Origin of the sequence: Cohaesibacter intestini (assembly GCF_003324485.1) — a bacterium.
In the GTDB taxonomy this organism is placed as follows: Bacteria; Pseudomonadota; Alphaproteobacteria; order Rhizobiales; family Cohaesibacteraceae; genus Cohaesibacter; species Cohaesibacter intestini.
Window position 1 is genome coordinate 557321 of the sequence record NZ_QODK01000001.1, and the last position, 24752, is coordinate 582072.

16 protein-coding genes are annotated in these 24752 nt (G+C 57.9%); 1 reads left to right on the forward strand and 15 read right to left on the reverse strand.

The features are described 5' to 3' along the window. Positions 1-477: 477 nt before the first annotated feature. Positions 478-2634: a transglycosylase domain-containing protein gene (locus DSD30_RS02390; protein WP_198662790.1), complete on the forward strand. Its 2157-nt coding sequence runs from the start codon at positions 478-480 to the stop codon at positions 2632-2634. Positions 2635-2643: 9 nt separating this feature from the next. Here DSD30_RS02390 and DSD30_RS02395 read toward each other — a convergent pair whose 3' ends face one another. From DSD30_RS02395 to DSD30_RS02465, 15 genes are all read right to left on the reverse strand, one after another. Next, on the reverse strand, positions 2644-3396 hold the full coding sequence (locus DSD30_RS02395; RefSeq protein WP_114007985.1) for a M48 family metallopeptidase: 753 nt from the start codon (positions 3394-3396) through the stop codon (positions 2644-2646). Between the two features lie 39 nt (positions 3397-3435). Then, positions 3436-5220: an ABC transporter ATP-binding protein gene (locus tag DSD30_RS02400; RefSeq protein ID WP_114007986.1), complete on the reverse strand. Its 1785-nt coding sequence runs from the start codon at positions 5218-5220 to the stop codon at positions 3436-3438. A 178-nt stretch (positions 5221-5398) separates the two neighbouring features. Continuing rightward, on the reverse strand, positions 5399-6091 hold the full coding sequence (locus DSD30_RS02405; RefSeq protein ID WP_114007987.1) for a hypothetical protein: 693 nt from the start codon (positions 6089-6091) through the stop codon (positions 5399-5401). Continuing rightward, the gene (locus tag DSD30_RS02410; RefSeq protein WP_114007988.1) at positions 6082-7539 is read right to left on the reverse strand and encodes a hypothetical protein; all 1458 of its coding nucleotides are present in this window, start codon (positions 7537-7539) and stop codon (positions 6082-6084) included. Before DSD30_RS02410 ends, DSD30_RS02405 begins: the two co-directional genes overlap by 10 nt. A gap of 15 nt (positions 7540-7554) precedes the next feature. Next, positions 7555-7899, reverse strand: a complete 345-nt coding sequence (locus DSD30_RS02415; RefSeq protein ID WP_114007989.1) for a hypothetical protein — start codon at positions 7897-7899, stop codon at positions 7555-7557. A gap of 67 nt (positions 7900-7966) precedes the next feature. Next, positions 7967-8689 (reverse strand): hypothetical protein, encoded by a 723-nt coding sequence (locus tag DSD30_RS02420; RefSeq protein ID WP_138150464.1) that lies wholly within the window; start codon positions 8687-8689, stop codon positions 7967-7969. A gap of 59 nt (positions 8690-8748) precedes the next feature. Further along, positions 8749-10347 (reverse strand): formylglycine-generating enzyme family protein, encoded by a 1599-nt coding sequence (locus tag DSD30_RS02425; RefSeq protein ID WP_157967524.1) that lies wholly within the window; start codon positions 10345-10347, stop codon positions 8749-8751. Beyond that, positions 10337-11527 (reverse strand): ABC transporter permease family protein, encoded by a 1191-nt coding sequence (locus tag DSD30_RS02430; protein WP_114007992.1) that lies wholly within the window; start codon positions 11525-11527, stop codon positions 10337-10339. Before DSD30_RS02430 ends, DSD30_RS02425 begins: the two co-directional genes overlap by 11 nt. After that, a complete protein-coding gene (locus DSD30_RS02435; protein ID WP_157967525.1) occupies positions 11524-12264 on the reverse strand; it encodes an ABC transporter ATP-binding protein in 741 nt (246 codons plus the stop codon). The genes DSD30_RS02430 and DSD30_RS02435 overlap by 4 nt, the downstream gene beginning before the upstream one ends. Further along, positions 12261-14180, reverse strand: a complete 1920-nt coding sequence (locus DSD30_RS02440; protein WP_114007994.1) for a vWA domain-containing protein — start codon at positions 14178-14180, stop codon at positions 12261-12263. Before DSD30_RS02440 ends, DSD30_RS02435 begins: the two co-directional genes overlap by 4 nt. A 25-nt stretch (positions 14181-14205) precedes the next feature. Further along, entirely contained in the window at positions 14206-15360 is a 1155-nt protein-coding gene (locus tag DSD30_RS02445; RefSeq protein WP_114007995.1) for a hypothetical protein, read from the reverse strand. 34 nt (positions 15361-15394) lie between these two features. Then, on the reverse strand, positions 15395-18091 hold the full coding sequence (locus tag DSD30_RS02450; RefSeq protein ID WP_114007996.1) for a virulence factor SrfC family protein: 2697 nt from the start codon (positions 18089-18091) through the stop codon (positions 15395-15397). Positions 18092-18095: 4 nt separating this feature from the next. Next, on the reverse strand, positions 18096-21227 hold the full coding sequence (locus DSD30_RS02455) for a virulence factor SrfB (protein ID WP_114007997.1): 3132 nt from the start codon (positions 21225-21227) through the stop codon (positions 18096-18098). Then, positions 21224-22519, reverse strand: a complete 1296-nt coding sequence (locus tag DSD30_RS02460) for a hypothetical protein (RefSeq protein ID WP_114007998.1) — start codon at positions 22517-22519, stop codon at positions 21224-21226. Before DSD30_RS02460 ends, DSD30_RS02455 begins: the two co-directional genes overlap by 4 nt. Before the next feature lies 1 nt (position 22520). Then, a complete protein-coding gene (locus DSD30_RS02465; RefSeq protein ID WP_157967526.1) occupies positions 22521-24023 on the reverse strand; it encodes a trypsin-like peptidase domain-containing protein in 1503 nt (500 codons plus the stop codon). Positions 24024-24752 lie beyond the last annotated feature (729 nt).

Here is a 24752-nt window from a genome sequence, read left to right on the forward strand (position 1 = left end):
CTATTCTGTAAGTACTATCGCTCAGTTTTTGCAATCATGCGCGGTCTAGTTGCAGTTAACGTTAACTTAACAATCAACCCATTGAAATTTAACACTTAAATATCTTTCAACTGATTGTGAACGGCGGGGCTCTACGGGATCTTTGGCCTGTTTTTTCGGTGTTGGTCAGTCTGTCGGGTGTGCCAAGGCGACACACAGCATTAACAGGCTATTTGCTTTCCGGTCGCTAGACTGGGGCCCGAATCATGCCATCTGGAGGGGCAAATGGCGTCTTTCCCACGAATTTGCCTCAATCCGGGCGCATAGACCATGCCCAACCATAACCAAGACAAGTCACTCCGCCTTGTCGACTGCTCTGAAACGTGGACATTGTAAGCCAATATGCCTCGGAAAAGACCTCCCGGCCCTGCCGACATGCCATACGAAACGCGGCCCAACAGAGCCCGACCCAAAGCATCCCGGCCAAATGACATCCGCTTGACGGAAGATGATCGCAGTCATCCCGGAGCGCAGCGCAAGCGCCCGACCAAGAAGGCTGCCCGCAAAGAGGATGCTGGGCGCAAGGAAGGGGCTGGACGCAAACGACCGGCAGCATCCGCAAAAGGCGGGAATGGTGGCGCACGGGGTGGCGCGGGCAATGGTTGCAAGCCAGCCACGCGTGGCAAGCAACGGGCGCCCCGGCGTGGCATTTTCGGCTTTTTGTTCCGCGTGGCACGGGACGTCACCTACTGGCTGGTCATCCTTGGCCTGTGGGGCTCGATCGTGGCCGGTGGCATATTGCTTTATTACGGGGCGCAGTTGCCGCAATCGACCGCTTGGCGCATACCGGATCGCCCCCCAAACATCCAGATCGTGTCGCTTGATGGCGGCGTCATTGGCAATCGTGGCGAGACCGGTGGGCAGAGGGTGCGCCTGTCATCACTGCCGCCATACCTGATGGATGCGGTGGTGGCGATTGAGGATCACCGTTTCTATTCCCATTTCGGCTTTGATCCGGTTGGCTTTACCCGTGCGATGGTGACCAATGTGGTGCGCGGTCGACTGTCGCAAGGCGGCTCGACCCTGACCCAACAGCTGGCGAAGAACCTTTTTCTCGAGCATAAGCGGACCATCGAGCGCAAGGTGCAGGAGCTGATATTGGCGATCTGGCTGGAGGCCAAATTCTCCAAGCAGGAAATCCTCGAAATGTATCTCAACCGGGTCTATCTGGGCGCCGGTGCGACCGGGGTCGATGCGGCTGCGCGCACCTATTACAACAAGCCTGCCTCCATGCTGACCCTGTCGGAAGCGGCCACCATTGCCGGTTTGCTCAAAGCCCCCTCCCGTCTGGCACCAAACCGCAACCCAAAGGCGGCCAAGGAACGGGCCAAGCTGGTGCTGGCAGCCATGGAGCGCGAAGGCTTCATCACTGCTGAAGAGCACAAGCTCGCCCTCACCCAGAAAATCAATGCGGTCGAGCGCCACAAGGCCAGCTCGCTCAATTACATTTCCGACTGGGTAATGGAGCAGGTGCCGGATCTGGTTGGCGAGATCAAACAGGACCTGATCGTGGAGACGACGATTGATTTGCGGATGCAGACCCTTGCGGAAAAAGCGATTTCCAATGCGATCGATGCGTCTGGCAAGAAATATGGGGTTGAGCAGGGCGCTCTGGTGTCGGCGTCACCCTTTGGCGAAATCCGGGCGCTGGTGGGTGGGAAATCCTACCGGGAGAGCCAGTTCAACCGTGCGGTAAAAGCCAAGCGGCAACCGGGCAGTGCCTTCAAGCCATTTGTCTATCTGTCCTCGCTGGAACTGGGCAATCGCCCCGAAAGCATGCGGGTCGATGAGCCGGTCAGCTATCGGGGCTGGGAGCCGAAAAACTACTCCAAGAAATATATGGGTCAGGTCACCTTGAGAAAGGCCTTGGCTATGTCCCTGAACACGGTCGCAGCCCAGCTGACCTTCGAGGTGGGACCGAAACAGGTCATCCAGACCGCGCATAGGCTGGGCATCAAGTCTGATCTGGCCAATCATCTCTCCATCGCACTGGGCACTTCGGAAGTCTCGGTGCTGGAAATGGCTGGCGCCTATATGCCCTTTGCCAATGGTGGCGCGCGGGTGGATCCCTTTATCATCCGCCGGATTCTCAGCAAGGATGGTCAGGTGCTCTACACCCATGGCAACCAGCCGGGCACGCAGGTGATCGAGCCCAATACGCTATCTTTGATGAATTCGATGATGCAGGAAACGCTGATTTCCGGTACGGGCAAGAAGGCCCTTTTGCCGGGACGACCCGCTGGTGGCAAAACCGGCACCTCTCAGAATTACCGCGATGCCTGGTTCGTCGGCTATACGGCCAATCTTGTCACGGCGGTCTGGTTCGGCAATGATGATGGCCATCCGACCAAGCGTGCCTCTGGCGGCAATCTGCCCGCCTCGACGTGGCATGCCTATATGGCCGGGGCACATAATGGCATGACCATTGCCGCCCTGCCAGGGGTCAGCGTCAAACAGCTGGCAGAGACAAGGCGGGTTGCCGGAGGAGAGAAAAATCCTTGGGTCAACCCCGATCTGTTGCCTCCGGGCGAGACATTGGCACCGCCTTTGCCGCGCGAGCGCAAGAGTTTGTTCTCGCGCATATTTGGCGACTAGTGCACCGGTTTAGTCTTCGACCCCATAGCGATGCAGATCGCGGCCATGGTCGCGCAGCCATTTCCGTCCAACTTCGAAAGCGGGGCAGAGATCGGCCACATGGGCCCAGAAGCGGTCTGAATGGTTCATTTCGCGCAAGTGCGCCACCTCATGGGCGGCGAGATAATCGAGCACATGGGGCGGGGCCATGATGATGCGCCAGCTGAAGGACAGCACCCGGTCGGCGCTGCAGGACCCCCAACGGCTGGTGGTATCCTTGATGCGGATGGCTGATGGACGCCGTCCGAGTTTTTCGGCATGGATAGCAACCGAAGCGGTGAGATCCTGACGGGCCTGTTTTTTCAGCCAGTCGGTCACCCGGCGGTTCATGTGGGATTCGTTGCCGCTCACCAGCAAAATATGCCCGCCATCCTCTTCCAACAGTTTCACGGTGCCGCGGGCTTCATCTTCGTGCTCGAGAGTATGGGGAATGGCCCGAACCGGGATCACGGCCCCATGCTCGAACGGCATGTTGGGCTGGCGGTCGTTGCACTTCTCTACCAGCCAGTCCACATGGCCTTGCAAGAATTGACCGACCTTCTCGGCACTGATATTTGCAGGGCATGTGGCAATTGGCTCGCCGGTTCGGGTGTCAAGGCGCAGGATCAGACGTTTGGCACGCGGATTGGACCGCAGCCGGACGTCAATCGGCCCGCTCGGATGATGCAGCCTGATGATGGGCGGCAGCTCTTTCTTTCGACTGAAAAGGCGTCCGCGGGTCAATCAGCATCCCTTCTCTGGCTCAATTCGACCATTCCAAGATCACTTCTCGATCTGCAGTTTGACAAGGTTGGCATAGAGCCCACCCTTGGCATGGAGATCGGCATGGCTGCCTTCCTCCACCAACTCACCATCCTTGATGACACAAATCTTGTGGGCATTGCGGATGGTTGACAGGCGATGGGCAATCACCAGCGTTGTCCGGCCTTGGCTCAGACGGTCAAAGGCCGCCTGCACCTTGGCTTCGGATTCACTGTCGAGCGCCGACGTTGCCTCATCGAGCAGCACGATCTGGGCATTCTTGACCATCGCACGGGCGATGGCGATACGCTGCTTCTGGCCGCCGGAAAAGTTGCTGGCATTTTCACTGACCGAGGTCTCATAGCCATCGGGCAATGCCATGATGAAGTCATGGGCGAAGGCATTTTTCGCGGCCTGTTCGATCTCCGCATCGGTCGCATCAAGGCGACCAAATCGGATATTGTCACGGATGGTGCCAGAGAAAAGCACCGTATCCTGCGTCACCAAGGCGATATGGTCATTGAGCGAGGCAAGTGTGCAGTCGCGAATATCGGTGCCATCAATGCGCACTGCGCCGCCCGTCACATCATGGAAACGCTGGACAAGGGCCATAATGGTCGACTTGCCGCCGCCAGACGGACCAACCAAGGCGGTCGTCTTGCTGCCTTCCAGCGTCAGGGAGAGATCGGAAATGACCGCCTTGTCCTTTCCATAGGAAAAAGCGACATGGTCAAATTCGACCTTGCCCTCTGACACGCCCAACGGTTTGGCATCGGGCTTTTCCACCAAGCGGGTTGGGCGATCGATGACTTCATACATCAATCGAACGCCGACAAGATGGTTCTCAAGGTTGACCTGCAAACGGCTAAGGCGTTTGGCCGGGTCATAGGCCAGCAGAAGGGCCGTCAGGAAGGCGATAAACTCGCCCGGCGTCTGACCGCCGAGAATGGTCTGCCAGCCGCAATAGAGGATGACCAGCGCAAAGGCGATGCCACCGAGCGTTTCCATCAGCGGACTGGTGCGGGCGCTGAGATTGGCGATCTTGTTGGCGCGGCGCTCCACCCCTTCAATGGCTTCATTCATCCGCCCGGCCATGATATCGGCCAGACCAAAGGTGCGGATGATGCGGAACCCCTGAGCACTTTCCTGCATGGTCTGGGTGGTCTGGGTCATCGAGACAAACTGATCCTTCGCTATCGAGCGCACCCTTTTGATCAGTTTGGCCACCACGAAAATGGCAATCGGCGCAATCACGAAGGCGATCAGCGACATGGTTGGATTCTGGATGACCATCACCGCCACCAGCCCGATCAACGACAACAGATCGCGGCCAAAGCTGGTGACCAACAAATCCATCACGGCACGGGCCGCCGCGGCATTGTGGCCAATGCGGGTGATCAGCTCACTCGATGGATAGTCTTCGAAAAAGTCCGCCCCTTGGGCCATGAAGTGGCGATAGAGCTTGCGTTGCATTTCCGCGACAATTGCGTTGCCTATCCGGGCCATCGTCGTGGTTTGCATGAAGGTGGCAAAGCCTTTGGTCATGTAGATCGCCATGACGACAAGCGATACCATGACGACGCGATCGAAATCCTTGGACACGAAGATTTCGTTGATCACGTCGCGCATGATCCAGGCACTCAGCGCCGTGCTGGCTGCCACCAACCCCATGAAAAAGAAAGCAAACGCATAGCGTTTGGCATAGACGCGAAAATTCTCCGACAGCAGCCGATGAATGAGATAGCGGGACGTTTCAGGGTTGGAGAAATAGCGGTGCCATTTGTCGCGCAAGCTTGTGGCGGTCATGCCTGTCCTTTTCGTCGGTCGGCGTTGTCTTGAATGGCTTGAGTGACGGCAACCCCGCCTCCTTGATGCCTCTAGCAGGGTTGTTTATCGCTTTTTTGTAACCGAGAAAAGGCTTAATCGTATCCTCCACGTCCTCCCTTTGCGGCAGTTTTGCTGTCTCCTTGCATAGTTCCCCTGCTTATTGATCGGTTTGGAGCACTTTTTCCAACAAGGCGCGCCGGGTTGCCATTTCGGTATGCATGAGCTGACGCGTGTCATTTGGCATATTCGTCGCCTCAATCACATCAATCGCGTCGACTGTGACCATGTAAACATGCTCAAAATTCAAAGGCCATCGCATCTGGCGAGAGACGTCGTAGACACGCTGCCTCCGGCTTTCGCAGGAGAGAATTTTCCACCCTTTGACCAGATACTTGCATGCCTTGGCTGCGTTGTGTCCCCAAGCCTTGGCATCACCCAACTTGCCTTGCTTGGCGAAGCCTGCTGCGGCGGCCACCAAACCACAGCCAATCGTGGCCTTGGACGGTGGCCCCTGATCGACAAGAGACAACCCGGTAAATTCATCGAGCAACAGGCTAAAAACCCGCTGATAGTCCTTGCTGCAAGCCGCTTGGGCCAAGGCGTTTGAGCATTGGATCAAGGCCGTAAATTGCCTGTCCGACCCGTGCATTTGTGCCCTGAGCGAAGGATCAACAATCGAAAGACTTGCCGCCCCATAAACAGCAGAAGGGGAAAGCGTGCCACACAGACGCCGGACCGCTTTTTCCTTGGCCGTGAGGGTCTCGGCCTGACTGGCCACAGAAGGCAGCAGGGTGCCCATTGCGCAAAGGCCAATGACAGCAATCAGGCGCAACGCCGATTTTATCGACATGCTTGAGCCCCCTGCTGATTGCCCAATGCGAGCAGCAGATCTTCGAGCGATCCGTTGGAGCCCGCCTGATAGATATTGCCCGACGTCGCTTGCGCGACGCAGGCGAGCACATCACCGCCACCCATCGAGATAACATCAACCCGGACACCGGTCTGTGCCTTGGCGACCGCACAAGGGTCCGCGTCACAGGTATCCTTGCCATCGCTGACGAAAATCACGCGGCCACCCGGCTTTTGTGCCGCTTTGCTCATGGCCGTCTTCAGTGCAATGGCCGCTGGCGTGGCGGGTTTGGCTTCCAGCGCGCGCACCTTGTCCACCAGACGTGCGCGTCGGCTGGCATCATAGTTGCCCATATCGACAACCCCTTCACAGCCAGCAAAGGAGACGACCCCGAACTCGATTTGCGGATCGATTTTCTGCGACAGGGCCGCCACCGAATCCTTCAGGACATCCAGACGCTTGCGGCCATTTTGTTCGACATAGCTGTTATAGAGCCTGCGTGCATTCCATCCTGCTGAACCGCCCTTTTCCATCAAGCCTTCCAGACGGGTGGCCAACGCATCATCCATGTCTTGGGGCAGCGCCATGCTCCGAGAATGGTCAAGGGCCAGCACGATATAGGGATTGGTCCGTTTGCCTTCCGGGCATGGATTGTTGCCATTCGGCTTTTGGGCCGTGGCGGGCGGAGTGCCCGCGGGCGGCGGCGTACCATTTGGAGACGCTGGTGGGCTGGCTGGTGGTGTAGTAGGTGGAGATCCCGGCGGCGGATTTCCAGCGCCGGGCGTTCCCGGAGCAGCTGGCGGCGTGGCGGCACCAGGCGCGCTGGCTTCGGGGTCAAGAGGGGCCCCATTCAGCGGGGCGGGCTTGGGCAAGGGCATGCCGGGACCCTTGGCCTTTGGATCTGCGGTTGCATTGTCCGCCTTGGACGGGTCTAGCTCAGGACTGGTTGGATCGGCCTCGCCTTTTGCGATCCCGGGCATAGTGCTGCTGGGCGGTGCTGTGTCCGGACTGGTCGCGCCGGGGGTGACAGCGGGTGCGCTCCCCGGACCAGCACTTTGGGCATCAAGAGGTCTTGTTGGAGCCGGGGCCGCTTTTAGGGTGCCGGGTGCGACAGGCGCGAGGGCTTGCGGCACGGCAACGGATGGCGATGTGGAACCAGCAACTGGGGGAACCACGACAGAATGCGTATCCATCGGGGCCGCCCTGAAACTTGCTGGCGGGCAGAAGTCGGGTTCCGCCTTCAATCGCTCAAGGCTCTGGACTTGCCGATAGAGTTCATTGATCCGGGCGACATTGGGCAACGGATCGCGCGAGCACCAGGCAATTTCGACACCGAAAATCCGGATGCCGCACGCCTTCAAGGCAACATAGCCCAGCGAGACCAGCAAGCAGACAAGCAGCAACCACAACAGGATGCTGACAGCTGAACGAGAGAGAGATCGAAACACCGGCTTCTTACGCCCCTACTGCATCATGGCCTGAATCTGTTGTTGCAAGGCCTTCACTTCCGCTTCAAGGCTGGCGATCCGGGCGTCATCGGCCCCTCCCGACCGGGCTGCTTCCAGCTCGGCCCGCTTTTGGGCAAGCTGAGCCTTGGCACGGGCCAGTTCTGCCTGACGGTCATAGGCAATCATCCGCAACTGGTTGGTCTGGGCAGCATAAGTGCCGTTTTTCAGATTGCCTCTGGCGCACCAGTAATTGTCATAGCGGGCGTCCCCGGTGCAGGTGCTCTGGCAGGCGGAGAGCAGAGGTGCCGCCGCCAACAGGCAGAGAGCGGTGATCGCTGTCGATGTGATGGTCTTTGCCATTGGGAATTGTCTCCAAATCTATGGAGCGGCCCGACATCCACCGGGCACGCATCCATCTGGTTAATGACTAATTGAAGGCGAGGTCGAGATCGTCCGGCACACGGGAATAGGCGGTTTGCAGGGCGTCACGTTGCTTGGTCAGCGCTGCCTTTTGTGCTTTGAGCTTGGCGATCTGCGCATCGACCTTAAGCTTTTTGTTCTTTTTGACCGCCTCCAGATCGCTGATGTCGCGATCAACATTGTCAACCTGATCGTTGATGATGCGCATATTCTCACGCGCACTGAGCATCTGATTGCGATAGGTGTCCCGATCGAGGGTGCCCGCCTGATAGCTGGCATTCATCTGCGGGATCCGCTGGTTGGCATTGGCCGTCAGCTTGGCGGTCATGTTGGCCATGCTGCGATAATAGGCAATGCTCTTTTCAGTCGCTGCGATGATCGACTTCAGTTCATCCTGCTCGGCCGAGACTTCACGGGTTTCCTTGTTGACCTTGCTGGCATCCACACCGCCCATGACACCACCGGCCAAGGCTCCAAGGCCAGCCCCACGCAGCATCGAGCGTTTGTCGCCACCCGAAAGAATGAGGCCAAGACCACCACCAACGGCAGCCCCGATCAGCGCGCCGGTTGCCACGCCCTGCACGACCCGCTTGTGCTCGGTCTGTTTCTGACGCAAGGCAATTTCTGTCGGCGTGAGATGCTCATTCGGTTGTTTGGTGGCAATGCAGCCGGAAATCGTCACGGAAAGGGCCAGCATGGTTGCCAGCATCCGGAATTTTAGTTTAACCATACCCAATATCCTCAAGGTCGCTTGTTTGTAGAAATCGAAAAATCAATGAATTAGGAGCCTCACAGACCGCTTTCCTCCGGGATCGGATTGATGAAATGCAGCAGGTTGCTTCGGTTGCGTCGCTGCCTGAATTTGCGGATCGAAATCTGGAGCTGCTCGACAAAGCGCTTCATGTTTTCGTCGCCACGCTCCATAAGCGAACGCTTGACGATGCTTGCCTGTCGCTCCAATTCCTCATCGCTATAAGCGGACAAAGTGTCGACGGTTTCGAAATAGGCGTCTTCGATCAGTGTGAAATGGCCAAACTCGGCCCGGATTTTTGGGGGATAGAAATCCATACCGACCTTGGTTTCCTTGGCCTGCTGATAGCCTGCTTTCAGGCTCTTGATCGCCCGAGCACTGAGATAGACCTCCATCGCCTGCAGCCCACCGCTGGACAAGGTCACTCGCAGATTGCGCGCCTTGAGCGCATTGCGCCGGGTGAATTCCTGCTGAAGCTGATTTTGCAGCTGATCGATTTTTGCCCGCAATTCCTCATTCTCGACCTGACTGGCCATATCCGCCATTTGCTGCAAGGGCTGGTCATTGGCGTCGCCTTCCACCTGTCGCTGGGCTTCTTCAAAGGCGGATTCCAGGCGCGGCACCTGATCCACATCACGCGGCATGGAGGAGGTACCGACCATGATGCGAAAGCCCATGGTCCGGCGTTTAAACTCGCCTTTCAGCTCGGCGGAAAAGAAGGGATGTTCGTCGCGGCGGGCGGAATTGATCAGGTCGGGCTGGTCCTTGAAAGAGCCGCCACGGGTAACATATCCCCCAATCGCCCCATGGACCCGATCTGGTCGGCGCATACGGAAGGGCTCCAGCACGATTTCTTCGGCATTGCCATAGACGTCATAGAGACCCGCCGGGTTCGGCTTCTTCTTGCCGATCAGTTTGGGTTTGCCACCAGACGATGTCGCGCCATTGTACCAGGCATAATCATCCATGGTGCCATCTGAAAAGAAGAGCGGTTCATTGCGCTGGGCCGAAGACACCTTGCTGCCGCCACGGGCCGCATATTCCCATTCCACCTCGGTGGGAAGGCGGACGAAGCCATTTTCCGCGCCGATCTGGACCAGCAGCGGCATCATGCTTTCTTCGTTGCCATAGAGCCAGCCATTGAGTTTGCGGGTGAAATCGACCGCATCATACCAACTGACATTGGTCACGGGTTGATTGAGCTTGCGGGACATCCGCCTTGGGCACGCATCCGGCCCCTTGGTCACCGCCTCATACTGGCCAAGGGTCACTTCATAGGCGCCAATCAGATAGTAGCGCTGATTGGCCACCACATCGTTCAGCGTACCGGCAATATAATCGGTGTGATCTTCCTCAATATAGCCACGGGTCCGCCCCGCATCGCGGCCCAAAGTGACACGCTGATCGCTCAAGGGACCTGCGGCAGAGTCCAGATCTTCGGTCACAGTGACGATTTTGCGCAATGCGATCTTGCCGCCACAGGGAATGGGCAGGAACAGCATATCCTCGCCGCCAGCGGGATTGTAATATTTCGGATCCCACGTTTCTTGCGCCTTTGCCTCGATATCGGGTGCCAAGAAGGCACTCAAGCTGGCCATCAGACCGATGGCAATGCATTTGTTGAAATCACTGATCACGGAACAGGTCCCCCGGTCTGATTTTGGATGATTGAAAAGCAATGAAGGAGGCAAGCAGCAACTGAAGGCAGAGCACCACCCCATTCAGCAGGGCGAGATGATCCATCGGCAGCACGAATATGTCGCCGCGCCGATCGAGAAATAACCGGAATTGCTGATTGCCCAGCGCCATGGCAGCCAGCGCTAGGGCATTGGCGACGAGCAGGCCACCCAAGGCGTTGAACAGGCCGATAAATATGAAATAAAGCCCAGTGCCCGGCTGCTTCTGGCCCATCAGGCCTAGCAAGGCGATATGGGACTTCAATCGCTCGAGCTGCACGACCATGAAGGACCAGATCGACAGAACAAGGCCGATCAAGAGGATGACGGCGAGGGCGATGACGATCCAGCTGAGGATCCGGTCAAGGCGACGGATGGCTTCGATGCGCTGGGCGTTGCTCTCAACACTGAAGCCCAGACCGCGCATTTGGGCGGCGAGGTCGACCACAGCCTCAATGTCCCGCGCATAGAGCCTGAGGCCGGAATGGACATTTGGACGGGTCAATGGGTCCCGGCCTGTCTCACCACGACGGGGCACCGCATAGCCATCCAAAAAGGCTTCGACATCAGCGATGATCGACGGCGCGACAAAGACCCAGTTGCCTGAGATTCCTTCTATTGAGGTAATCCCCACCACCGTCAACGGGATGCGCATATGTTCGCTTTGATTGCGCCGGCTGTTGGCAATCTGGAAGGCGTCGCCAGCCTTCAGTCCCATCTTGTCGGCAAGGCCCGACGAGAGAATCGCGTCGCCCTCTTTCTGCAATGCCAAACCATCGGGGATCAGAGGGTCACCAACGCCTGTTGGCATAAGGGAGACAGGGGTGCGGTTGCGCCCTGTTGGCTCGCTGGCGAAGGCGCGGCTGGCCAGATAGCGTGCCCTCGGCATGGCAAAGCCAACGCCTTCAAGGCTGGCAATCCGCGACATGACATCAGGGGTGATGCTGTAATCCCCCTTGACCCGGATTTCGAGGCTGGCGGGCGAGGAGCGCAACTCATCCATCATCGACTGGATGAAGCCGACCTTCATGGACCACAAAACCAGCATCGGCAGCAGCACCGAGACAAGGGCGACCATTGCGGCAATGTTGGGGCGCGGCGTTCTGAGAAAACTCTTCAAGGCAAGGTCGAATGCAATCATGAGCGCCGCCTGCCCTGTTGCTTCTGGCGAGCTTCCAGCTCACCGATCAGATGGGTCGGGTCGGGGCGGCTGGTATTCAGGTGGCAGAAATCAAAGCCCGCGCGTTCGGCCAATGCCCAGTCATGGGTGATCATGATCAGAGCTGCCCGGCTCTGTCTGGCTGCCCAGTCGATGGCTTCCAGACAATCCCAAGCGGTTTCGGGGTCAAGCGCGCCGGTGGGCTCATCGCAGAGGATGACGCTGGGGCGATGACAAAGGGCGCGCGCGATGGCGGTGCGCTGCTTCTGGCCTTGGGAAATCTCCCCCGGCAATGCGGATGCGATGGAGGCAATGCCGAGGCGATCGAGCAGTTCGCCAATAAAGGCCGGATTTGGCTTCTTCGACAGTCTCTGTTGCAGAGTGATGTTTTCCAACACCGAGAGGAACGGGAAGAGCGGACTTTTCTGCATCACATAGCCGAAATGGGCCGCCCGCAGGGCCGCACTCTTGCGTCTGTTGCGCGCCATTGGCCGCAGATCGATCGGCTCACCGCCCAGATCCAAAGTGAAATGGGCGCAGAGATCCACCGGGCTGGCCAATGCCAGAATGTCCATGGCCGTTGTCTTGCCCGAGCCGGTCTGGCCGACAATCGCCACCTTTTCCCCGCCAGAGACGGAGAAGGCGGGAATGCGCAGCTCAAACCGGCGATCCGGGTCGCTCAACAACTTGCGGGCCATGGACAATTCCAGTTTGATCATGGCATGCGGTCCAGCGAAATGGTGGTGACATATTCCCCTGCGGCGGCATCCAGATGCAAAGCCACCCATTTGTCCGGATTGTCATGCACCCGCTGATAATAGCGCAGCTTTGATTCCAGACTGTTCATCAGGTCGCGCTGCTCAGGCCCGCTCAAGGTCACCCAGTCGCTCATGGTCATGGCCGTGGTCTGGCTTTTGTAGGGCAAGTCTTCCAGATACTCTGCGATGGCATCCCCCAGCTTTTGCTCCTCGCGGACCTGATTGGGATCATTGGAGGCTTGCAAGGCCAGATCCTGAATGTCCTGGAAGAAGGCATTGGCATCGATGATGCCGCCAGGGCGGTTGGCGCGCTCGACGATGGCCTCGAGGTTGCCCGCCATGGTCGAAAGCTGGTTTTTGGTCAGCATCAGGCGAATGTCGAGCGCCTGTCGGCCATAGGCCCCGAAGGCATGATCGATGGTCCATGCCTTGTAAAAGATCGGGGCTTCGTCTCCTTCACGATTGCCGCGAAATTCCAGTTGGAAGGCGCGCGCCGCCCGCTGCAAATTGGCCTCGGTCGAATTGTCCGCCTCGTCGGGGGCCGCAATTTCCTTGTCTTCGCGGATCGCCTCGGAAGTCGCAATGATCTTCTGCGCAAAGGTGCCGACCGATGCGCCAAAGGCCCCGACATCGCCGTCCCTGATGTCGGTATAGAGATCATTGACCGAGCCCACCAGGCGCGAGGCGGTGCGGTAACGGGCCTCGGCAGATTGGTGATCCTTGTGGCCAGCGGCGGTTTTCAGATGCATGACCAGCAGACGGATTTGATCATCGGCGAGGTCGCCCGCCAGTTCGGGAATATCGAGCGCATCGATATAATTGTCGCCCTCGCCGGGGGCGCGTGGACCGGCATCGGTGACAAGGATGATGTATTTGGCGGAATATGGCTTCCAGTCGAAGGCGCTTTTGGCATAAGCGATGCCACCGATGGAATCCTCACGGAATCCTTGGGTCGGCACCCGGGCGACATCCATCTGGTCGATGGCCGTGAGGAAATCCTCAACACTGGAATTGGTGGTCAACGGCAGCAGGGCCTTGACGTGATAGCCGATGCCCGGATTGGTCATTTCGGACTGGCGAAAGCCAACCAGCCCGAAGGACACCTTGCCGGAAAGCTCGGAATTTTCGATCTCGACGCTGATCTGCTCGATCACTTCCTTGGTCTGGCGAATATAGGGGCGCATTGAGGTGGTGGTATCGATGACAAAGACGATACCGGCATGGAAATCCTGCTCGACCCGTTTGGGCTGTTGCTTGGTGATTGAGGCGACCTCAAGCAGATTGCCTTCATTGTCGTCCGGGAAATAGGAGCTCTCATGGTCGAGAATCGGCAGCAGGTAGAAGTTGCTGGTGTCATTGATGGCATTTTCCGGCTCCATCGCAATGACATTGGCGCTGTCGGCAAAAGCCTCCGGGTTGGCTGTGGCGTCGAGTTCTTCCGAGAGTGTGTCAATTGTCTCATAGAAGACATGGCGCACGCGCCCGGCGGCAGCCCGATTGTTGAAGGCAACGACGATGGATTGTTTCCAGTCGACGACCTTCTCCGTTTCGATCCAGCCCTTGGCCCCTCCATGGCTGTTGACACCGACCTCGGTGAAGCCATTTTCCTCGCCATAGACATAATAGACGGCAAAAGCGGGCACCTTTGGATTGATCACCCGGGCAGTCCGGCCCGGTTTGGCGTAGAGCTTGCCACCGGGCTTGGTGACAATCCGCCGGAACAGCGTCTTTTTGCCGGGCATCAACATGGCCTGACGGTCTTGTTGCTGGGCATATGCTTTGGATACCCCGTGGCCCATTGGCAGACTGACCCCTGTGGCCAGCAGGATGGCGGCCATCAGAGCCAATTTGGAGAAAAGGCTTTTTGCTCTATGCATTGTCTCGCTCCGGATCGGTCAATAATCAGTTGCAATAGTCGTCGATGGCGATACGCGCCTCGGCATTTTCGAAATAGGTCGGCTTGAGATGCGCGCAGAGACTCTCAATGTTGCGGCTGGCGGTTGCATCCCCCGCCTCGCTTAGACGGCGGTAATATTCGAGTGCCGTTGAAGGATTTTTGACCGCGCTGATGCTGCCGACAGCCGCATCCTTGGTGGGGTCAAACAGGCCTGCATATTCCTGTTGAGCAGGCTTGTGTCCCTTGTCGGCAGACAGGCGCAGGAAGTCCTGTGCGATGTCGACAAGTTCGGCATCATCGCGCGTTTCCCTCGAAGCGCCGTAGAGGGCCTCACCGGACAATTGGCTGTTGCCGAGCATGTCTTGCCAATAGGCCCGGTCGTGCACAGCCGCTGCCGGTGACGGCGTGGCGGGAGGCTGATCATTTTGCGCTGTTTGCGTGTCGGGAGATGCGGTGTCCGACGCAGTGGAAGCATCCGCTTCTTGCACTGGCGGGGTCGCCTCATCGGTCGTGTTTTCAGCCCGTATCGGCTCCTCGGCAGGGGTCTGCGTTGGTTCCTCGGTTGGCTCGTTTGCCGGTTGCTGATCCACGACGGTTTCGGTCTGTTCGGGTTCCCCGGTGATCAGCGCCATCAGTTCATCGGAATAAAGCCAGACCATGGCCCCCATACCGAACCAGATGACCAAGGCGGCGGCGATGGCGGCCCATGTCAACCAGCCTCTGCTGGGAGGTGGTGTAATGACCGGAGCGACGGGCTGTGGTTGCGGGATCGGGTCTTCCGGCTGGAACGGCGCTTTGGGGCCTTCATCTTCTGGCTCCGACGGCAGATCGAGAAGGCTTGCCCCCTTGTTGCTGCGCCCCGAAATCGGAATATCCGGCCAGTAATCCTCAACCTCAATCGCGGCCTCGGGGATGCGCAGGACGATCAGATCGCCATCGCGCAAATAGTCGACAACATCCGGCCCCAGCAGCAAGCGGTCACCTTTTGCCGCCACAGCTTTGATGCCGAAAGGTGTGCCCTGCCAACCCTTTGGTCCCAGATAAAGGTCTTTGCTGGCCTCGCGCTCGATTTCCAGCCGCCAGTCGGGCGCAGCCTCCTGATCGAGACAGAGCCATGCATGGCCCGGGCCATGGTCTTTTTCAGCAGTGAGGAAAGTCATAGTGGATATATTCCCGTTGGCTTTTGCGCTGAGATCAGCTGGACAAGATCTGGAGGATGGTGCCGAGCTTGGCATTCAGGGCTGGATCAATGTCAAAGCTGTCGCCTTTGGCATTGTCCTGCACGGTCTGGTCAAAGGCACAGATCCAGTCGTCGACATAATGGATGGCGAAGGGAGCAGCCTCAGGCCCGATCCCGAGCGCGTTGTAAGTGATCGGTTTGGTGCGGAAGGCGTGACGGCTTTCGGTTTCCGTCTCGACCATGACCCGGTCCTTCTCTGGCAGCATCGACAGGCCGAGATCAGCAATGAAGCCATTGAGAATGCGCTCGGAGGCCAAGGTCGCCTTGTTGAGAAACTCATCGCGCCCATCGACAAAGGCAATCCGCTTGAGCTGCGCTTCGAGGGTGTCGACCAACGCCACCCGGCGGGCCGCCTGCTGGATTTCCTGCGCCACTTCGCGCAAGGAATCGTTGGAGACATGCACAAAGGTCGCAAAGCTCGCATTGTCCGCCCGCTCGAACAGATTGTCGATCATGGCGGCAATTGCGGCCTCGGCAATCAGCCGTTCTCGGGTCTTGCGTGTCGAGGAAACGGAGGCTGCTGCGCTCTGTGTGGGGGATGCGTCCGGGGCAGCACGCTGGGAGCCGAGTTTGGGCCGGCTGCGGATGGCACGCGGCGCAGCGACGACCGGGGCAGCAGGGGCCGCAGTCGGGCTGTCCTTGTGGCCGTCGGTGGTCTGGTTGAAGCTCGCCTCATGCAGGCGGTCGGACAGACTGGCCGTTGGCAACATGAATCCACGCAACAAGGAGCCAAAGCGGGCTAGTGAGTCGCAAAGATACAGCTCATCAATGACGATCTGCGCCACGCTCAAGCGGGCCTCCAGACGGGCATCCATGTCCGAGCTGACATGATAGGGCGACAGGCGCTCATAAAGCCGTTGCTTGAGCTTTTTGAGGCGGAAACGGATCTGCTTTTCTTTGATGCCCGGATTGCAAACCGGCGCCAGATTGCGCGCAATGAAAGACGCACCGCCGTCATTCAGCCGCATCATTTCATCAAAGGCCTGTTCGGGATCCTTGAAATGCTCCCGTGCGGATGGCACTCCGGCAAAGGAGGATTTGAGCTCATCAAGGAACGCCTCTTCCGAGCTGCGCACGCCTGCTTCCCGATCACCTTCAATATCGAAGATTTCACCATTCAGGATGTTGGGATTGCGCATCAGGTAGCAATTGTTGAAGGGCTGGCCCGAAGTCCAGTTTTTCACCCAACTGTCGGCACTGTTGCCGTAGGACTGGATCAGCGGATTATCGATTGCCCCCTCAAGACGACTTTCAAAACCGAAGGAGGCATCGCTGGTCTTTTTCTTGAAATGCAAATCGAACTTGGTGAACACGAAGAAGAGCAACTCTTCCTTGCCGACCCGGTCTTCCGGTTTGGGACCATGGGTCGCGGTGATCCATTTGGCCACCACCTGTGGCAACTGATCGACATCGAGATTGTTGGGCTGGGCACAGAGCAGCATCGAGGTGATTTCCTGCTCTTCCACATAGCGCTGGAACAGATATTCCACCTTGCCGCGCAGGATCAGGGTCTGCAGGGTCTTGTCAGGATTTTGCTCGAGATATTTAGCGATGCCGGTTTTGCCTTCCGGCTCGTCATCACCGTCAAAATCGGCCGCTTTCAGGCCGCGGCTGCGATAACCGGGGAAATCGAGCAGATCCGTGTGATCAAAGAAATCCCACGGCTTGTCCCGGATGGTGATCCAGATTTCCGCCGTCAGAGCCGCCACTGTCGAGCGGGGCAACCGGGCGGAGCTGCCCGTTCTGTTGCGCACCTCGATCTGTTCAGATGTGCCATCGGACAGACCGCTCAAACCAGCCACGGTGATGATGCTGGTGATATCCGGATTGGTGGCATCAATCGCATCGAGCGGCACGAAAGCGTCCTTGGGGAAGTCCAGACTGCCAAGCGCTGTGACCATATCGCGATAGAGTTTGGTGATGATCGGCTCGCGGCCCCACAGGATCGAGAAAAAGTCACCCAGATCCTCAATCGACAAACGGGTACAAAGCTCGCCTGCGGCCTTCCAGAAGGCATCAAGCTTGGCGGTCAGAGGCGCATCGGGCAGATACTTTTTGAAATAGTCCTCCAGATCCCAGACATCTTCCAGCCGCAGCCCATTGGCCACGTCCTGCCCGGCCTTTTCGCGGAAAGGGGCGATATGGCTAGCGATCTCGTCGCGTTCGGGTACCTCTCTGGGGCGTCCGTCGAGCTGGTAGGCATTGGCGATGATCTTGATGATGTCTGCATGGCTGAGCCAACGCAGGCAGACCGGATAGCCTGCGGGACTTGTTTCCTTGCGGATGGTGAAGCGGGTGACAAGGCCGGTGGATTCCCCTTCCTTGTCGATATTGATCTTTTTGATATAGCTTACGGGCTCGTCCACCCCGTCAAACATGGCAAACAGGTCGTCATCCTTGCGAGCGAGCACCGAAATCAGATGGGACTTACCAACCTGACTGGCGCCGAACACGGCCACAGCCATAGGACGCTGGGCGGCTTCCTCCAACCGCAACGCTTCGACCTTGCCACGCTTGAGTTCCTTGTCGACCGAATTGATCGCCTCGCCGATGCGCTTGGTGTTATCCGCGTGCCCAACCCAGCCGATGGCGTCCTGCACCTGAGTGGCGACTGATTGCGTTTCTTCGATAAGCTGTTGATTGACAATCATTTTATTACTCGCCTACTTGCAGGATGCCGGAATCAAGCCAATGGTCGCCCTGTTCCAGTGGGAAAGTGCGGAAGGTCATCATGACCGAACGATCGACCGGGCTGCCGACCGGGTCCATCGCCTCCTCGATGCGGAGATCTTCCTTGGTTGCCTCATGCTTCATCAGGCTGACGGCCTGTTCGTTCGGCAGGTCCTGTTCTTCAAGATCCTCCACCTCGTCGCGGCTCAACTGGACATCAATCGGCCGGGCCAGATTGGCGTCGGTGATACGGACGTGATAAAGGGGTGCCGTGACCCATCGCTCATAGGGCAATTGGCGATAGCCGATCAGGCTTTCCGAATAGAGATTGAAGTTATGATCTCTTTCCTCGCCGCCCGGCTCGTCGTCTTCCTTGGCAAACAGGACATTCTTGTCATAGAGCTTGCCGCCCTGCTCCAGCACGCCGATATAATGGGTGGTCGAGCGAGCCTGCAGCATGTTGGTGTAGAGCATGAAGTTGGTCAGGCTGCGTTCCGCCAGAGCACAGAGCACGCCACCGACGACAACGCAGGATTTGGGATCACCGATTTCGGTGTTTCCGCGAGAGCGGAACGGGTACCAGTTGCCCGCACGATAATGGCCCATCGAGAGCAACCTGTCGGGCGCGATGAACAAGCGGTTGAGGAGATTTTCCTGCACGGCGGCCAGCTTGGACGGGCGACCCGACAGAAGCACATAGTCACAGTCAAAATGCGCCAATGCTTCGGCGACGGTGCTGAAGACCGGTTCCATCGTCTCGTCGATGGCCTTGGCGACTTGCGTGAAGTCCACCGGCACGGTCATCGACATGATGTCAAAGGCGTCTTCATGGCCTTGCGCAAAGGCCGATTGCAGATATTGCAGCACCGATGGCGACACGGAGAGGGACTCGCGCACCAATTCGGCGACCGTCGCGGAATGCACCGCTTCATAGCGATCCTCGCCGGACGCCTCATAGCGCTCCATAATGCCAAGGGCAGCTGGAACCAACACCTGCTGGACATATTGCCGGCGAGCATGTTTTTGCTGTTCGCTCATATTGGCGCGATCACCATTGAACAGATCGCTCAAACGGGTGCGGGCTTCCCTTGCACCATGATCGATCAGCGCCCGTTCAATCACCGGCATCAGACAGCGTTCGATGATCGCCTTGGTGATGTCGTCACCGGCAATCCGCACACATTCGCGGAAGGTCTGGACGGGGAGAATGGCCCGGTCTTCCTTCTGGAAAAAGGTGGTGATCATCAGGTCGGTGGTGCCACCGCCAATGTCGAGACAGGCGACGCGCAAGGATGGCTCTGACGGCGTGCCGGGCGTTGGCAGCTCGTCTGCCTCGAAGCGCGGACGCGGCTTGCCGGTCATTTCGAAAAATTCCTGAATATGTCCCCGGAAGCGGCGGCTGGCCTCCCCATAGAGCCAGACAAACTGGACGCAGCTGGCTTCATCCCAGGAGACATGCACTGAAGGCTTGTGAACACCCGGAGGCTGATTGCCCTCCCATTCGAAGATGTCCCAGAGCAACTGCACCGCGCTTTCGGCGCGCGCCTTCATGATCCGTTGTTCCTGAATGGGCAAGGCGGTCGGCAGGGTCAGGATGATGCGATTGAGCTTTCGAGGCGCTTCGCTTTGGCGACGCTCCGCCCGGACCGCCGGGTCATTGATCATCACCCAGGCCTGATAGACGATTTCCGACAGCATGAAGCCGTAGAAGGCTGAGCGCGAATAGCTCAGTTTGGTGCTGGGGCGGGTAAAATCGGCCTTTTTGGTGCCGGGATAGAGCGAGGCATAGAGCCGCATATCATCCTGTACATGGGAAAGGACATCGCCATTGGGGTTCAGGCGCCGCCGGGCGATACGCCCGATCCATGGCATGCCTTCATCGATGCCATAATCGGAATGGGGGAAGCGCCAGAACTGGTTGGCGGCAGCCACATCCCACAAATACCGTTTTGGGGCCGACATGCCGATGATCGAACCAGACCCCGGCTCCTTTTGCTTGATGCGCATGGCCTCCGGCCCGACACGCACGAGGGTCGGCCAGAGAAAGGCATCGCCGCGGGTCGATTGGCGGGAGAGATTTTCCGGACCGAAATCAGCTTGCGACAGAGTGACGTGGCTTTCGAACGGCTCGTCATAGGTGATCCATGGCTGTTGCAGATCACGCAGCTTGAGCACCAGCGAATTGTTAAGCTCGACAGCATCCTCATTGGGATAATTTTCGATCAGCATGCCACAGGTGCGCGAATTGCCGACATCGAGCACCAGATCGACCTCGACGGGGCGGATGGTCTTGTCGTCGGACACCGTGTCAACGAAACGGACGGGTTCTGGCACGACCAACTTGTCGATTATCTGGATCAGGGTGATCCAGCGAGCGATATGTTCAAGAAACCGCTCACGCTCCCGGCGCTTGCCTTTGCTCTTTTTCTCGAGGAAGGATTCGAACAATTCCTCGATCCAGTTCGCCACCCAGATCTGGTAGTCGCGAACGGTGTCATCCTGAGCATTTGTTTGCGGGTTGGAGAGAAACCACGCGATCTTGCTCATGGAGGAGACAAAGTGGAACTCCTGCGCCTTGCGCACATCAGAGCGACGCGGGGCGACATAGGGACTGGCTTCGCTTGCGGCCTCGTCACGGCCTTCGCCCGCCTCGTCGTCATCGTCTTCATCAAGATCAAGAGCCGTGTCAAAGGCGAAAATCACCTTGTACCAGAGACCATCTTCCGTGCTCTTCTCGCTGTCGGAAACGATCATGGCGCGCGCCCAGTTGCTTGGCCCAAGTGCAAAATTCAACGCCCCATCGGCAGTGCGGGCTTCAGTGCGCCGCAAATAGGGAACGGGGAACCACTTGCCCAAAAAGGGCTCCAATGCAGCGGTTTTGGAAATGCCATAGCCGATGTCATTGCCCTGTTCTTCATGGGGAGGATCACCGTCGGGATCCTCTTCGTTCCAACCCTGCAGCAAGCGTCGATACGGATCCTCACCGGGGCGGTCAGCTTCGAAAATCCGCTCGATAAAATAGGGTTTGAAGGCGGTCAGCTGGCTCAGATCAAGCTCGCGGGTGACAAACTGGATGCCGGAGAAGGGAACGAGGGAAATGTTTGCAAGGGTTGTCATTTTGCTGCCTTCTTCGGATTTCGGTTTGCGGAGCCGACTGGAACGGACTGCTTGACGCTTTGACGCGAGGCGACGCCTTCAATCGTGAACTGAGAGGTGATGTGATCCCCCTGTCGCCGGACAACGCGGATGGTGTAGGGAATGTCTTGCGGTGGCCGCCCCCGATGGCTGTATAGGGTGACGAAGATCGGCAGATCGCCCGGTGGTATGGCGCCCGCGCTTTGCCAGACAATATTTTCAATCGGACGCGGTGTGTTGTTGCGGCCACCATTGGAATCTGTATCCAGCTTTGCACCACAGCCGGACGGGCTGCGGAACCAGACCGCGCCATTGCCGCACTTGATCGCCAGATCAAGATCGGCAAATCCATTCCACGCCAACGAGATCTGCAATGCCCCATTGCCAGCCTGACGTTGGGATAGGCGATCGGAAATCTCGCTATTGTTCAGATCAGCGCCGCTTTGCGGCAGCTCGGCACAATGCTCCTTCTTGAAGGCGGCGGCATTTTCCAGCACCCGCAACTCGCGCTGGAGATCGGCAAAGTTGACAATCGCGGCAGGACGCTGGTTGCAATAGGAAAACCATGGCAGGAAGGAAATGGCACAGGCCATGAAAAGCAAATAGAGGATTGCGGCAATCAGGCCGGCGAGAACGAACCACAAAAGGGCCGTCAGGCAGCGCGACCAGGTATGGCGCGGCTCCTTTTCTTCGTCTCTGGTGCGATTTGTCTGGTCTGGTTCGGTTTGGTCTGCGCCGGTTTCAGGCTGCTCCAGCGGCGCTGTGATCGGCATCTCGGCAGCTTGTGGACCGCGTGGGCGGATCGGGGCACGAACGCCAATTTCGTCATTGCCACTGGACGCATTGGCCAGACGATGCCCCCAACCGACAAGGATGGGGTTGCCCTCATGGGCATAGATATAGGACCGGGAGGGAATGCGGATGGCATTGGCAAGGGCCCGGCCAAAGGCACGGTCGGACGCCTCCTTGCTGGCCGCCAGGCGGTTTGCCAGTCCAACGATATCCCGCGCGATGCGATCGAAACGCCCCAGAACAGCATCTGCGGTTTGTTCATCCAGCGCATCCAGACGGGAGACCGGACCAGATCGGTCGATATACCAATGAATGCGGGTGCCATCGGTGCTGCTTTGTGGTTCGCTGAAAATGGCCGCATGCTCTGGCCCCAGAATTGCGGCCAGATAATCGGTGATGCGTTCGAAATCCCGCTCCTTGCGCCCGCCGATCGGCGCAAGATCGATGGCGGTCGTGGAGGCAATTTGCTGACTTTGCTTCATGTCATTCTGCCGCCTCAGCCTGTCGGGACGGCGGGGCGTTGGCCTCACATGCTGCATCCTGTTGATCGACATTCACGCCCTGTGCGGACAGAAAGGACAGCAGACTGTCGCTCTTGAGCGCGAAGTTGAGACGGACCTGCTGTTCAGAACTGGTTTTGACGAAGGTGTTGACGCCAATCACCCGGCCACATTTATCTGCCAGCGGGCCACCGCTATTGCCCGGCGAAATATCCGCACTATGCAGCACCATCCGATTGCCGGACGGGCTGTCCTGCAGGACGGTGACAATGCCCTGAGTGAGCACCATATCGGGGGCAGCGGTGACCACTCCGGCCAGTAGCTTCAGGAAATGCTCATCGGTCTCCATGAAAATGCTTGGATAGCCCGCCGCATAGATCTGCTGCCCCTTCGAGCCAGATTTGGACAGGGACAGATGATGGGAGAAAGGAGCACCAATCATCCTGACAAGCGCATAATCCTGTTCCCCCAGATTGCTGTTGGCGCTGGTGGCGATAACCTGGCCCTTGCGGGCCCCGCCAAGCGCCTTGTTGACCACAATGACATGACCCTCGTTCGAGGCTTCCACCACATGACGGTTGGTGACAATCAGATCAGGGCCGATGAAAAAGCCGCTGCCGCTGCCCATCTTGCGCGTGCCGTCGCCTGCAACAATCAGCACCGTTGCCTGATCGAGCAACGTAACGACGTCTGTGACCGTCGGTTGAGCAGGCGTGGCTGGATCCACCGGCGTGGCTGGTGCGGTTCCTGACGGCGTCACAGCGGACAAGTCAGGCAAGGGGCGCGGAGCACGGCAAGAGCGATTGGCAAGCTCGGATTTCAGATCCTTGATCCGGTTGCGCAGGGCCGCTTCGGATTGTTCCAAGGCCAGATTGCCGAGCATGGCCTGCGCAGTGCTCTGGTTCGGGAAGACCAGAATGCCCGGTAGGAGCAACAGGAGCAGAAACAGCAATGCGACAATACAGGCAATGAGCACAGGCAACCAGCAACGGGGGGAGCGCCGCGCCGCCTGCGCTTCGGGGAGTGGCGGGGTCGGACGCTGCTGGTCCGCTGCCATCGAAGCGGCCTGCGCCTGTTGATGGGCAGCACCGGCAAAGACTGGCGACACAGGACCGGATGGGGATGCCGGAGATTCGGGATCCTGACTTGCTGCGGACACGGGCGGGATCGCAGTAACTGGGGCTGAGCTGGTGGTGTCAGCCTCAGACCCGTCAGCGTCCGTTTGCCCCTCTGCCCTATGCTCAACGGCGATCAGGTCCGCCACATCGGGAACGTCGACCCCTTCTGGCAGAAACTGTCCCAACCCATGCATCAGGCGATGGGCCAACTTGTCCGTGAATTCCATCGTGCCGCGTGGCACCAATCCCCAGTTGGTCAGGACTGGTTGGCCATTGACCACCATCAGGTCCTGATCAAGAGACAGGATCGGTAACCAACAGAGGATCAGACGAGCACGTGGATCGTTTGAACGGTCAATAGCCGTCATGAGATCCTTGAAAAAACCGCGCAGAAGATTTGCAACCCTGACTTTATCGGTCTGCCCAAGAGCGCCCCAAGGCGTGGCCTGACCCGGCTCAAATCCATACCAAGCACAGGTTGTTATCTCTTCATCACCATCCCGTTTCAAGGATGGCGCCGCAAACAGACGTGCGTAACGCGGCATATGGCCAATCAAAAAGTTCTGGCCATCCTCAAATCCTTCGAGAGCGGAGCGTTGTTGGAAGAAAACCTCTTTTTCTCCCGAATATCTGATACTTTTCAGAAAAAATTGCTGCTCAGTCACAAACGCCCCCAAAAATTCCCTAAACCATTGCGCGCTTGTATTTTCTATTGCAATAAAATTTTAAATTGAATCCCTTAATCATTTTTTTGCCACAATTTGCACCGGCAACACTCGCATTTAGTGTATTTGAAATTTCCGACCTTTACTCGCACAAAAAAATCACGATAATGTCTCACCTATCATAGATTGTAATAGCATTTTCGCCCTCCTCTCTGTAATAGTGCAGATACACCTTTGCAGGGCCGGTTCCAATCGCCCTGCGATCGACCCTCGTCTATCCCGCATGGCTCCTATTCCCAATTGTGTGGCGTTCGAAAGCAGCCCTGCGACTGTCTGTTGCGACCTCCCGTGCTGAAAAGCCAAAACGCAAAATCTCTATCTTTCTGAATTTTCTATATTTTTCCTTTGGGAAACGCGCGTATTTTGCCGGTC